This window comes from Ruegeria sp. HKCCD8929 (assembly GCF_013031405.1).
Taxonomy (GTDB): domain Bacteria; phylum Pseudomonadota; class Alphaproteobacteria; order Rhodobacterales; family Rhodobacteraceae; genus Ruegeria.
The window spans coordinates 214,897-227,787 of sequence record NZ_WPZY01000001.1 but is presented as its reverse complement, the minus strand read 5'-3'; the positions used below and the strand labels follow the sequence as shown (position 1 = coordinate 227,787).

The window sequence follows — 12,891 nt, the reverse complement described above, 5'->3', positions numbered from 1 at the left end:
GCTGTTTTGTTGTGACAACAAGTAACCCCGACCGTTTCAACATCGTGAAGCACGCTGGAAAAAACTTGAAACCTTCCATCGAGGATCTGGTGGAAAGAGCTGGGTTTTCCGGGCTGAGGGCGATTTTGAAGCGCAACGCGATCCTGATCGTCTCGATCCTGGTCATCTCGATGTCAATGGGTTACCTGGTCGTGCAGACGGCTGAACGCGAGTATACCGCAACCACAGCACTGGTTTTCGAAAGCCGGCGCGCCAATGTCGGATATGACGCCCTGGCCTCAGGCAGACGCGATGTTTCCTTCTCTTACATCCTGACCGAAATCGAGGTTCTCAGATCGCGGGACTTTGCGGAAGAAATCGTCAGAAATCTCTCGCTGGATGAGGACCCCGGGTACCTCTCTCCCGAAACCGACACAATCGGCGAGCAGGACACCGCGTTTGATGCGGCAACCACAAAACTGCTGAAAAACTATGCCATCAGCCGGTTCTGGCAAAGTCTAGGGCTAGGCATTCAGGTCAACGATACCGATCCGGCCCGGGCTGCGTTGATCGCAAACGAAATCGTGCAGACATACATCGACCAGACGCTTGCCCTGCAACTGCAGAGCATCCTGAGGTCGATGGGTCTGGTTCAGAATGAGTTGACGTCCCTAGACACCGAAATCGCCACCACCGAGGTCAGATTGTCCGATCTGATCCGCCTGAACGACCTCGACGATACTCTGGTGCGCCGGCAATTGTTGTCGGACCTGCAAAGGGCGCAGGTGCGCCTGGAATACCTCAAGGAAACCGGCCAGGCCTCGGACCGGATTGCCACGGTCGAGGGGCAGATCGACGATCTGAACGCGGCTCTGGCCCGGCGCTCAAACGCAGAGCAGACGCGAAAAACCCTCGAACGACAGTTGGAGGATCTCTACAACCGACACGCCTTCATGTCGAATAAGGTGTCCGAGTTGCGGGCTCAAATGGCGCTGACGACGCCATTGGCGCGGCAAATATCGGTCGCCCAGGTTCCCAAGCGCCCAAGCCGTCCGAACCGCAACACTCTGCTTGCCGCCAGCTTCGTGAGCGGTTTGGCACTGAGCTTCGTGGCCGCCCTGTTTCGCGAGTCGATGGACCGGAGGATCTTTCTTGGCCGGTCGTCTCTGCTGGAAGCGGGATTGCGGTACACGATCCGGTTTCCCGCTGTACCGGGTCGCCACCGGCGAAGTCTTGAGCGACTGGTGGCGCAGATCACACGCCGGCGCCGTCCCAGCGCAGCCGCCGAGGCCGCTCGCCACATCCTGTCGGTGATGGACAACCGGTTCTCGGATACCGAATGTCTGGTTCTGGGCCTCACTGCAACCGACGAGAATGACGATCACGGATTTCTGGCCGCATGCCTGGCGATAACAGCAGCAAATGACGGCAACCGGGTTCTTCTTATCGATCTTGGCGACAGCAAGAACGAGCGGAGCATAAAGATCGCGCCCGGAGACCGTTCCGAACGCACACTTGCAGAGCTGTTCGGCGACGTCGCGGTTATGAAGCGCGAGACGATCCTGAATCATCTGGCAGATGGAGTGGATTTCGTCTTCCCGGCCGCCGATTCCGTGCCGCCGCTGGACCTGTTCAACCAGAGCGGGGTCGTCGATACCACCAACTGGCTGTGGGAGCACTACGACATCGCCATACTGGTTGCGCCGCCAGCCTCGCTCCGGGCCGTCGTTGGGCGGATTTTGCCGCTGGTCGATCAGATGCTTCTGATTGTGAGGGACAAGCACTCGGATCTGGACGCCGTGGCCAAGTCTACCGCAGCGCTGGAACAGCTGGGCATTGATCCGTTCACAATCGTAAATTGCGGGTGAACGCTTAGATGACGGATTTCAGCACAACAGAGAACAGCACGCCATACCCGGGCCCGGCCTCATCCATTGAACTGACACTGGCCATGATAACGGTGTTTCTGGCCCCCCTGAACTATCTGCGCGCCAGTTTCGTGTACTTCACGCTTGGCGACGTCTTTGCGTTCAGCACCTTTATTCTGATGCTGACCAAAGGCCGCCTGCCACTGCGGCCGTTCGGTGCGATCAGCGGTCTTTGGTTTGCGTCGGTCTTGATGTTCCTGACCGGGTTCATGATGGCCTCAATCCTGAACGGTGACCCGATCGCCGGGACAACCGCGATCGGACAGTATTGCGTGACGCTGATCCTGCTGCCGATGATCATCCTGCAGCGCTCGAGGCGGGAAACCGAATTGCTGATACTGGCGTTCGTGGCCTCAATCTGTGTTTCGATGATCCACGGTGCCTATTACGTGAACTACTATCCGGATGACGGGCGGTTTGTATCGATAAACGGACGGCTCAAGGGTCTGGTCGAGCGCGTCAACGGAGCCGGCGCAATGGCAGCGTTTGCGATCACCTTCCTGACGTGGCTTCGATATGTCGGCAGGATACACATTATCCTCTTCCTCCTGCTTCTGACCCCGATCGTCTATGGCCTGCTGTTGACCGGCTCCAATACTGGCTTTTACCTGACGGCCATCGGCGTTTTCGGACTTGCGGTGCTCAGCGGTTCGGCTCGCGCGATCATCAAGCTCTTATCGGCGATGATTGCCTTGTTCACGGTCGCCCTTCTCTGGGGTGATGCGTTTCTGCCCGAAGTATTCCAGGAACGCGTTTTTGAAGCGGTGCGCGCAGGTGACGCCAGCGAGTCCGGGACGTTCGATGAACGCTTCATGCTTATCCTCGAGGCACAAAAGATCGCTGACGATACTGTCTGGCTGGGCCTTGGCATCGATCAGTACGAGGAAGTTAGTGCATTGGACGCGCCTGTTCACAACACATACCTGCTGACGTTGTCGGAGGGCGGGTTGATGTCGTTGCTTGGGCTGGTCGGGATGCTTCTGACCGGTATCTACATCGCGTGGTTCGAGCGGTTCTTCCGCCACAACTGGATCAACTCGGCCTTGTCGCTGTCTATCGTTGTCATGGTGGCGCTGGTTATGAACGCCATCCCTCATTTCTACGCCCGGTTCTGGACAGTGCCGTGGATGCTTGCACTTTCCGTCAGCCTGATGCCCGTAACGATCTCAGCTAGATCTCGTACCCGTATCTTCGTAAAAGCGGAGCAGCAATAATCTCGACCTGCCGCTTCATGCTGTCGGGTATTTCACCCTTCCAGGTTATATCGTTTCTCAGCTTGAGAGGACCGCCCATCCGAATTCTGTTGCCAGCAACTTGATGCTGAGGAACGAAAGCCTGTCCCGACCGCACCATCTCGACAAGGTTGCCGGTATCAACACCGGTCATTTTGCCAATGCGCTCCAACTGTTCGCCGGGGCTGGCAACAAAGTCCTCGTATCTGACCCGAACCGAACGCTGAGGCCCGACCTTCTTTGCCAGACGTTCGGAATAGTAATTGTACTGCATCCAACGCATCGCGGTCCAAGCCGCGGGGCGAGGCTTGATTTCTTTTTGCAGACCGCTCTCGGCGTTTCGCTTCAGGGCTTTTGACATCGACGAAGCCACCGCACGCGCATCCCGTATCAAGTGGATCACAAACAGTTCCGCACTGCCCGCCTCGGCCAATCGCAACCCTCTGGACGGGTTCTTTGAGGCGTCGAGCACATAGTCACAGTTCGTCCGCTGCAGGATGCTGCGGTACAAATCTACCGACAGCGACGCGTAGGTTTCCTTGAGTCGGCGGGACGCCCATGCGCTCAGGGGCGACACTGTTTCCATTTTTTGCTGCAATCGAACGAATTGCTCTGGATTGTCTCGGTTTGCCGCCCAGTTCTCAATCAAGGGCGCCCAGACGTCGCAGGACTTCACCCGATCACCGCATGCACAGAACTCATTGTTCGGCCACACGTGCCGAAGGATCGTGGAAATCTCGCCCGCACCAAAGATCTGCGGGTGATGTCCCAAAACAATGTCAAGCAGAGTGGAGCCGCTGCGACCGTAGCCAGCTACGTAAATAACCTTTGGTTTCATATAGTTATTTCCGAAATCATTCTTAACAAAATGCACCAACTAACACTACTTCCAAAAAGAATGCACGAATCTAGGCCGTTAAACAAGGCAACGAAAACGTGAACAAGATTGCAGTTGTTGTGACCACGATGCGCTAAATAAGTGCCGCGATACTTGACCGATTGACGGATCTACCCCGATGTGATGCGTTACGCACCCAGCGGGTTTGGACGCAGAGCCATTTCCAATGTGGTCATGGGAAGGCGTAGAGCTAAAGTGGGGTGAAGCTGTTACCGATTTGTTGTCTGGATCACATACATAATCAAAGTGTTTTTATCATTCAGTTTTGAGCTCCCTCGCCTGAAACGACGCGAAGCTTGAAATCATAAAATCCTCGAATTCCTGAGCCGCAGGCATGCGTTTGCGTCTCTCGAAACAAGTAAGGCGCAAGCGAGTGTGGAATAATTCAACCGTTTCCGATATGATCAGCCGACATATTGTTGGGGGCAAAGCAAAAGAAAACAGAGCGGAACTGCCCTTTTTAAACAGGCAGGAAAACGGCGTATGTCGCAGTGGTGAGACTCATGAAAGCTAAGGTGCTGTTCCCCTTCATTGGCGGCGACCTGATGGGTGGCAGCCATGTCTCGGCCATGAACCTCGCAGCCTCACTGGATCGAAACGTGTTCGAACCGCACGTACTTTGTCATTTCGAGTGTGGCGTGATCGGAGAATATGCGCAGTCTCTGGGTCTCAAGCACGAGGTTCTGCACGAGCCGAGCTTGCTGGCCGTTCGGGGCAAACGTCGGGAAAACGACGCAACCGTCGCCCAGTACTGCATGTCATCTGTCTGGAAGCTCAAATCGGTACTAAAGCGGATCAACCCGGCCATCGTGCATACCAACGAAGGGCGGATGCACACGAACTGGGTGCTTCCGACAAAACTGTCCGGGCGCATCCATATCTGGCACCATCGGCAGGATCCAACCGCCTTTGGCATCAACAAACTGGCGCCGCTGTTTTCGGATCACATCGTAAGCGTGTCCCACTTCTCCAAACCGTCAAAACCGATCCGGTCCGTGGATCACAAGTTTTCGGTGGTGCGGAGCCCGTTTGACTTTCCGCCCGAGATTCCAAATCGCATGCAAGCGAAACAGGCGCTCATTTCCGAGCTTGGGCTGGCGGAAAACGCCGTCTTGTACGGCTATTTCGGCAACCTGACCGAGCGCAAACGCCCGGTCCACTTCGTCGAAACCATCGCCGCCATTCAGAACGCGGTAAAGGACCGCCCGGTTCACGGGCTTCTGTTTGGACGTGTTGCCGACGAGGAGTCCAAGCTGGACGAACGGACCAAAAGCAAGGCGGCGGAACTCGGGATCGAACCCCAGATCCATCTCATGGGATTCCGGCAACCGATTGACGTCTGCATGGCCGGAATGGATGCTTTGCTGATCTCGGCGCTGAACGAGCCCTTTGGCCGGACACTGATCGAATCCATGTATCTGGGCACACCCGTCATTGCGACATTGCATGGCGGGAACGTTGAAGCGATAGAAAACGGCAAAACCGGCTTTCTCGTGTGCCCCAATGATCCCGCCGCATTTGCCGGGCCTGCAAAACAGCTCTTGGACAGCCCAGAGCTGTTTGATCGCGTCACCGAAGCCGCCCACAAGAACGCCGCCGAGAATTACGGTCGGCAGAGGCACGTGGAAAGTATCTGCGAGATCTATCGCAAGCTGCTACAGCACGGCCAGCCGGGGTGCACCGGGGTTACACAAGCAAGCTGAGCATCCCGCAGGACATGAAAGCCTTTTTCACTGGGCTGAGTGACCGGGCTTTCCTATGCCTTCCTGCATGAAGGCACACGCCAGCTATAGTTGTACGCTGGCCTTTGCCGCTTCGGCCATCGTCAACGACGGCCAGCCATACTGATCGCGCAAGGCTGCGAACTCGACCAGAACCGCCTCCCAAAGGTCCATGTTCTCGTTCACATTGACCCCAAAGTTATGCGGGTGCGCCCACAGATGGAAAATGCGACCCTCGCGTGCGGCCCGGCGCATATCGCGCTTGACCGCCTCAAGCTGAAGCGCGGTCGCCTTCGGGAACCGGCGCGAATAGGGTCTCAGGAACCGGCTGGCGGGCACATCCGTCATCCCGTCATGATGGTTTACGTCAACCACGCCGGACCGTCCTAACGGCAGATAGCTGTAGGACAGGCGGCTGATCCGGCGCCCGAGGCTTTCGCTTTCACGCGCGGACGGCTGGTCGAACCAATGCCGACCGGCACCGCGATAGACCGTGATGCCGCGCTCGCGACAGATATCGAAGGTTGTCGGACAGACCTGGTTTCGGGGATAGACGATGCTTTCCAGCGTGACGCCCAGACGCTTTGCCGATGTCACCGCCGCATCCATATCAGCGGCAAACGCGGCCTGATCGCACTGCTCTTCAAGACAATAGTAGTGAGAATACGTGTGCGTCGCGATCTCTTGCTGCGGCGTCTCGGCAATTCTGCGCAGCAGCGAGAAACCAAAGTGATACGGATCGCTCTTCTCGTCGGCGCCAATATTGTCGATGAACGTGTAGTTGCAGTTTCTGCGATTCTGGAATGTCGGCTTGATGGACGGAAACGATGCGAGCAATTCTTCGCGATTGTCGTAGAACAGGAACCCGACAGTGGCCCAACTGCACCCTGCCTTGTAGCGCTCGAACAGCTCAAGCAGCCTCGGAATCGCCTCGCGCACACCAAGAATATTGGCGCCGTAGGTCTCTTTTGTGTGTGAACCGTACACACCCCAGAGCAGTTCGTAGTCCAGCGATAGCACGCATCCGCCCGGATTGCCAAAATCTAAAGACCTGCTCACCTTAACCATCTACACATCTCTTCAATCAGCTAACAAAAAAATGGGTTTTTTACCGCAAGCAACCTACCAAGAATCTGATTCTTTGATAAGGTGCTTTGTGAAACGCGCATTCTTTTATCGATGCCATATTGCGAGCATCAGATTATTAACAGTTGGTGAACAGTTTGACACAGTACGACACTCTTATCATCGGCGCGGGCCCGGCCGGTCTGAGCGCAGCATTGGAACTGAAGAAGCAAGGCCGAAATCCTCTGATTCTCGAAAAAGGCGACCAGGTTGGCGGGTTGATGCGTTCGCCGCGCTGGGGGGATTTCATTCTGGATCTGGGGCGCAAGGAGCTTTACGCGCGCTTTCCCGAGATCGACGAACAGTGGGAAGGGGTTCTGGGCGAGGACTATGGACCATACCCGCATCGGGTCGGCAGCCTCTATCGTGGCCACATCGTCGAAATGTCGGGCCGGTACCGCGGACAGTTCCGGGGCATGCCCCTGCCCTGGCTGGTGACCGGCGGGGTCGGCATGCTTGCCGGTTGGGTCCGCGGCGCCCTGCGCAAGCCCGCAAATTACAAGGATTTCTGGTACGGACGCGTCGGCGGCCCCTTTGCCCGTATTCTGGCGCAGGGCTATTGGGAGAAGTTTCGCGGTGCGACATGGGCGGCAATGCCGCCTCCGCAATCGGATCCGCTGGGCGAGGATGGCGGCGGTCTTCTCAGTTCCGTCAAAAAGACCTTTCAGATGGCCCGGCGCGGTGGGGTTTCACGTCAGATTGCATGGCGTCATCCCCGCTGCGGAACCGGGCAGTTGTTCGAAGGGCTGGCCGACCAATATCTGGAAATGGGCGGGCAAATCGCCTTTGACGCCGAGGTGACGGATCTGAACCTGCAGCCGGACGGCACGGTTCGGGTCAACTGGACACACGATGATGAAAATCATGAGCGCGTCCTGAATCACGTGATTTCAAGCCTGCCCATTGAACAGCTGTGGGCGATGCTGGACCCCGAGGAAATCCCCGGCGGCGCACCGCCTCCTCCGGGACCAGAGTCCAACAGGGCGGTTCTGCTGGTCTACCTGTTCCTCAAAGCGCCACCCCGTTTTGAGCACGCCTGGCTTGAGGTGAATGACCCCGATCTGCAGTGCGGCCGCGTGACAAACTTCGCGGCATTCGGCGGAGGTATGGTGCCGGACGGTCACTCGTGCCTGTGCGTTGAGTATTTTTGCGCAGGTGACAACCCGATCCTGTCCATGAGCGAGGATGAACAGATTGAGCTGGCTCAGTCCGAAATGGCCTCGGTCGATCTCATAGACCAAAAGGATCTTCTGGGCGCGCATGTTCTCTACATGCCACGAACAAACGCGGCAGCCAGTTGGCGTGAACAGCAGTCGGCACACAGATCAGCCTTGTTCGAACGGGTCGGAACCTTCAAGGGTATCTACCATGTGAATCGTCCGGGCGCGGACTGGGCCAGCCTTGCGGGCATTCAGGCCGCACGCGCAATTGCGTCCAATGACCGGACCTATTTCGACCGTGTGGCAGATCCGACCAGACGCCAGGAGGATCGGATACCGGCTCAGGCTGCTGCTGCCGAATAGAACTGGGCCTTCTTCTTATTGAATCCGTGGGCACGGCTTTTGAGCGTGCAAGATGTTGAAATCACGCATTCAGTTTGAAGGAGGCCTTCACTTCGCTCGCGCGCTTTGTGTTCGAGGTGAACGGCACAAACCGGCTTCCGGCGACGAACACAAACTACCTTTCGTCGCCCGCCATCGCGGCCAGCCAGGTCTCGACATAGCTCATGCCACTGACAGCATCGATGTCCCAAGGATCATCGGCTTGTGTTGGGTCCAACCCATCCCGCGTTTGCTCCCACGCATCCGGCAAACCATCTCCGTCGCTGTCTTTCACCGCCGAGAGGTCGCCTGCTGAAATCTCAGGCCAGCCCCCGACCTGCTCCACCCGGTCGATTACTTCTCCGGTGCAGTTGCGCACATCTTCGATTACGGTTTCATCCAGTGAATCCAGCGCCCGGCGTCCCTCAATCCTGTCCCCGGCCCGGGTCAGCAGCGACTCCAGAACCTCAGTCGAAGGCATTGGCCGGGTTGTCAGTGTCCAACTGCCGGGGGTAACCTGACGCGCCTGGGCAGTCTCATCGAGGACATCCACGCTCCTACGACGACACCCGGGAGGGGTCCCGGCTACGTTATCCTCTGCCCACAGCGAGACGGCGTTGTTGTCCTCCCATTCGAACACTTGCACCGCCTCGGGCGTCTTGCGAACGGTGTTGGGACCAGTCAACGCAATGTTCCCGAGATAGGCGATGGCAACATCCCCAAGAAGATCATAGAACTCTCCGAACTGACTGATCGGATTATAAAAAACGTTGTTTATCACCTCGATCGGACCGATCTCAGTACCTTTGATGTCGGGTATGCGGTCACGATGATGAGCGAACAGATTCCGCAGCACCGAAATCCGCCCGCACTGATTTCCACGCCCTTCGGCCGAGCATAACAGCGCGCCCTTGGAGTGCGGCCCTTTCGGATGCGTTGAATCGTCCAAACTGAGCGCGAGGATGCTGTCGGCCAGCGTGATGTCCGCCGCGGTGGAATTCGAGACGTGGACGTTGAATGTCTCATCCGTGGCGAAGCCCAGAGACAGGTTGCCCAGATAAATTCGCTGCCCATTTTCGATGGTCACAGCATCAACCGTCGGAGACATCTCTTCGCTGGGGCCGGGCCGGGCCTTGAGAAACCGAATGACGATATCATGTGCATTCTTCAAAACCAACGTGCCCGACCGCCCCTTGACGATGCGCAACTGTATGCCGCCGCCCGGTGCGGTTTGACCGGCAATGTAAGTGTTCGAACCAACACGAAGCGGGCTATGCAGATCAATGGTGCCGCTCACGGCAAAAACGCAGACACGCGGCGTTTGCGCAGTTTCGGCACATTGCCGCAATGAGCCGGGGCCGTGGTTTGCGAGCGTGGTGACGGTGAATATCTCACCGCCCTTCCAGCCTACAGCGCCGGCTCCGTAACCCTCGGCTCCGGGAAATGCGACCTCGGCGACCACTTGGCCCGCCAGCACAGACATCACCAGTGCCGCAGACAACCGAAGACGGACAAGGTATGCATGGGCCACGTGGACCACCCTTGAAAAACCACTCATCAATGCAATCACTACCATCTCTCCAATCTGTCCCGGGCCCAAGTTGTGCGCAACTTCATGGCGTCTGGCTTACCGGTAGTGCGGCCGGGTTTGGAACCAAATCGATCATCGGTGTGATTCAACCACGCTTACCATCGCAAAGACACATCTCTTGACAAGAGAGGCGAACAATTTTTCGTGTGAAAACAAGGTGCAAGAACGTCCGGACCATCCGGAGCAAACCTTTGGCACCGCGCGGTGAGCCCTGCACTCTTGCCGTGCACCGACGTCCACCCGTGAAGCAGCGCCCGATCCGAAATACCTAGCTCAAATCCACTCAACCCATTACCAAAACACAACAAAATCTTCGTCGACCACCTTCACACGAACCCAGCGAGGCACAGATCTCCGCGCCAATGGTCAGCCAAATCTCGACGGCCAAACCCCAGCCAAACATCTCGCGGTTCAATCCGCCGTACACTGCTCGCACGCCACCAACGAAATCCGCAGCGTACCTCTTTCAAAACTTGCAAAAAGCCTCGATTCCGTACAAGTTAATATTGTTTTTATCCGTTAGATTCGTGTTTGAAAATAACGGCAAATTTTTTCGTTCGCGTCGAGAGGGGGTCTTTCTGACGTAAGTTCTGAGTTTCTGTCTCCGGGTGATGGATGTCGCTGCGGAGGCTTTGTAATTGCGGATTAGATTGTGAACAGGGTACTGGAAGTTCTTATTTGCATTGTGGCTGGCGTTTTGGCTTTGCCGTTCTTTTTGCTCGCCTGTCTTGTGGTGGCGCGAACCTTGGGTCGCCCGCTGTTTTTCACCCAACCACGCGCGGGCCTTCACGGGCGGACATTCCTCTTGCACAAGCTGCGCAGCATGAGTGATGCGCGAGACGCCGAAGGCGCGCTTTTGCCCGACGCCGACCGTCAAACCGCCGCGACTGCTTTGCTGCGCCGGTTGCGTCTGGACGAAGTGCCGCAACTTCTCCTGATCCTGAAAGGGGACATGGCGCTCGTCGGACCCCGCCCGCTGCTGCCCGAAACCATTGAGGCGTTTGCGGCGGCTGGCCAGACGCGCTGCTCGGTCCGGCCCGGTCTTACCGGCTGGTCGCAGGTCAGCGGAAACACGGCCCTTTCCAATGATGAAAAGCTGCAGCTTGATCTGTGGTATGTGGCCCATCGCTCGCTGGGGCTGGATATTCAAATCCTGATCGAAACCATTGGCGTGGCGCTCGGCGGTGAGCGCCGCCGCCATGACCGGATCAACCAGGCCGCCCGCTGGCTGGCCGCCGAAGGACACCCTACATTGCAGGAGTCTCCGGCATGAAGACCGTGTTCGTCGGCGCGGTCGAGGGATCGCATGTAGCGCTCTCGGCGATTTGTGCAGCCGGGCACGCCCCCGAACTAGTCGTGACGCTGCCGTCTGAACTGGCGCACCGGCACTCCGATTTTGCGGATCTCACTCCGGTGGCCGAGCGTTACGATGTGCCGGTTCACTACACGGCCAAAAGCGACTGGGACGGCACCATCGCTGCAATCGCTGCGACCGAGCCCGACCTTATTCTGGTCATCGGTTGGTCGCAGCTTTGCGGACCCGAGTTCCGTGCCATCCCAAAGCTGGGCTGCATCGGGTTCCACCCCTCGGCCCTGCCCCGTCTGCGCGGGCGTGGCGTGATCCCATGGACCGTGCTGCTGGGCGAAAGCGATGTGGGCGCGTCTCTGTTCTGGCTGGGTGAAGGCGCCGATGACGGTCCGATCGCGGCGCAGGCCCGGTACGCGGTCGACCCCGAAACGGTAACCGCGCGCGAACTCTACGACCGCGCGCTGCAGGCATTGACCGAACTGTTGCCGCAGCTTCTGACCCAGATCGAAGGCGGCGACATCCCGGCAGCTCCGCAGCCTGAGACCGGCATCAGCATCTGTGCCCGGCGGCGGCCCGAGGATGGGCATATCAACTGGAGCCGTCCGGCCGCCGAGATCCATCGCCTGATCCGCGCTGCGGGCCCGCCCTATCCCGGCGCCTTCACCGACATGAGCGACGGCACACGGCTGGTGCTGACCGCCGTCCGCCACACCCCGCGCGAAGGTTATTACATCGGCCTGCCCGGTCAGGTGCAGGCCATTGACGGTCAAAACTTTACCGTGGCCTGCGGCGACGGGCGCTGCATCGACATTCTCGACTGGTCGGGCGCGGACAAGCCACCTGCCCTGCACTCGAAACTTGGAACCGCCGCATGAGCACGACTGACTTCATCAACACCAATGGCGGCCCCGTGCTCGTGGTGGCCCCGCATCCGGATGACGAGGTGCTGGGTGCGGGCGGCACAATCGCCCGGCTAGCGGGCGAGGGTCGCGAGGTGCATGTGGCCATCGTCACACGGGGCCAACAACCCCGCTTCAGCCAGGACCAGATTGCAACCGTTCAGGCCGAGGCGGCCGCAGCACATGGTCATCTGGGCGTGACCCATACCCACTGGCTCGATTTTCCTGCCGCCGAACTGGCCGAGCAGCCGCACGGGGCGCTCAACGCCGGCCTCGGCACGCTGATCCGCGATCTTGCGCCCGGCCTGGTGCTGGCACCGCATCCCGGCGACATCCATCTGGACCATCAGCTGAGTTTTCTGTCGACGCTGGTCGCCAGCCGCCCGCATCAGGCGGAGTATCCGACCACGATTGCCGCATACGAGACGCTGTCCGAGACCAACTGGAACGCGCCGTATCTGACACCGCCATTTTTGCCGAATGTCTTTGTCGACATTTCCGGCACGCTCGAGCGCAAGCTCGAAGCATTTCGCCTGTTTGCCAGCCAGGTCAAACCGGCCCCGCATGAACGCTCGGTCGAAAGCCTGCGGGCTTTGGCGACCCTGCGCGGGGCGACGGTGCACCGTCCGGCAGCAGAGGGGTTTGTATTGGTAAGAACTGTTGTGTGA

Annotated in this window: 10 protein-coding genes; 7 read left to right on the top strand and 3 right to left on the bottom strand. The window is 58.2% G+C overall.

Features of this window, described 5'->3' with window-relative positions:
• Positions 1 to 65 precede the first annotated feature (65 nt).
• Together GOX53_RS01095 and GOX53_RS01090 are read left to right on the top strand one after the other, a co-directional pair.
• Entirely contained in the window at positions 66 to 1,847 is a 1,782-nt protein-coding gene (locus GOX53_RS01095; RefSeq protein WP_171173139.1) for a Wzz/FepE/Etk N-terminal domain-containing protein, read from the top strand.
• 8 nt (positions 1,848 to 1,855) lie between these two features.
• Positions 1,856 to 3,121, top strand: coding sequence for an O-antigen ligase (locus GOX53_RS01090; protein WP_171173138.1), 1,266 nt, complete (start codon positions 1,856 to 1,858; stop codon positions 3,119 to 3,121).
• On the opposite strand, the gene GOX53_RS01085 is transcribed toward GOX53_RS01090, so the two are convergent.
• The gene (locus GOX53_RS01085) at positions 3,078 to 3,977 is read right to left on the bottom strand and encodes a sulfotransferase (RefSeq protein ID WP_171173137.1); all 900 of its coding nucleotides are present in this window, start codon (positions 3,975 to 3,977) and stop codon (positions 3,078 to 3,080) included. The genes GOX53_RS01090 and GOX53_RS01085 overlap by 44 nt on opposite strands.
• A gap of 563 nt (positions 3,978 to 4,540) precedes the next feature.
• Between GOX53_RS01085 and GOX53_RS01080 the strand changes: the two genes are divergently transcribed.
• Entirely contained in the window at positions 4,541 to 5,740 is a 1,200-nt protein-coding gene (locus tag GOX53_RS01080; RefSeq protein ID WP_171173136.1) for a glycosyltransferase family 4 protein, read from the top strand.
• A gap of 84 nt (positions 5,741 to 5,824) precedes the next feature.
• On the opposite strand, the gene GOX53_RS01075 is transcribed toward GOX53_RS01080, so the two are convergent.
• The gene (locus GOX53_RS01075; protein WP_171173135.1) at positions 5,825 to 6,817 is read right to left on the bottom strand and encodes a polysaccharide deacetylase family protein; all 993 of its coding nucleotides are present in this window, start codon (positions 6,815 to 6,817) and stop codon (positions 5,825 to 5,827) included.
• Between the two features lie 164 nt (positions 6,818 to 6,981).
• Between GOX53_RS01075 and GOX53_RS01070 the strand changes: the two genes are divergently transcribed.
• Positions 6,982 to 8,406 (top strand): FAD-dependent oxidoreductase, encoded by a 1,425-nt coding sequence (locus GOX53_RS01070; protein ID WP_171173134.1) that lies wholly within the window; start codon positions 6,982 to 6,984, stop codon positions 8,404 to 8,406.
• A gap of 154 nt (positions 8,407 to 8,560) precedes the next feature.
• Here GOX53_RS01070 and GOX53_RS01065 read toward each other — a convergent pair whose 3' ends face one another.
• Positions 8,561 to 9,955 carry a hypothetical protein gene (locus GOX53_RS01065; protein ID WP_171173133.1) on the bottom strand — a complete coding sequence of 465 codons (1,395 nt, stop codon included), beginning with the start codon at positions 9,953 to 9,955 and terminating at the stop codon, positions 8,561 to 8,563.
• 712 nt (positions 9,956 to 10,667) lie between these two features.
• Between GOX53_RS01065 and GOX53_RS01060 the strand changes: the two genes are divergently transcribed.
• The 3 genes from GOX53_RS01060 to GOX53_RS01050 are packed head-to-tail and all read left to right on the top strand — an operon-like array spanning position 10,668 to position 12,891.
• Entirely contained in the window at positions 10,668 to 11,288 is a 621-nt protein-coding gene (locus GOX53_RS01060; RefSeq protein ID WP_171173132.1) for a sugar transferase, read from the top strand.
• Complete coding sequence (locus tag GOX53_RS01055; protein ID WP_171173131.1) at positions 11,285 to 12,199, top strand: methionyl-tRNA formyltransferase; 915 nt, start codon at positions 11,285 to 11,287, stop codon at positions 12,197 to 12,199. The genes GOX53_RS01060 and GOX53_RS01055 overlap by 4 nt, the downstream gene beginning before the upstream one ends.
• The gene (locus GOX53_RS01050; RefSeq protein ID WP_171173130.1) at positions 12,196 to 12,891 is read left to right on the top strand and encodes a PIG-L deacetylase family protein; all 696 of its coding nucleotides are present in this window, start codon (positions 12,196 to 12,198) and stop codon (positions 12,889 to 12,891) included. Before GOX53_RS01055 ends, GOX53_RS01050 begins: the two co-directional genes overlap by 4 nt.

Coding starts and splice junctions, on each gene's coding strand:
- GOX53_RS01080 (WP_171173136.1), top strand. CDS start 4,541: ATGAAAGCTAAGGTGCTGTTCCCCTTCATTGGCGGCGACCTGATGGGT.
- GOX53_RS01050 (WP_171173130.1), top strand. CDS start 12,196: ATGAGCACGACTGACTTCATCAACACCAATGGCGGCCCCGTGCTCGTG.
- GOX53_RS01055 (WP_171173131.1), top strand. CDS start 11,285: ATGAAGACCGTGTTCGTCGGCGCGGTCGAGGGATCGCATGTAGCGCTC.
- GOX53_RS01090 (WP_171173138.1), top strand. CDS start 1,856: ATGACGGATTTCAGCACAACAGAGAACAGCACGCCATACCCGGGCCCG.
- GOX53_RS01085 (WP_171173137.1), bottom strand. CDS start 3,977: ATGAAACCAAAGGTTATTTACGTAGCTGGCTACGGTCGCAGCGGCTCC.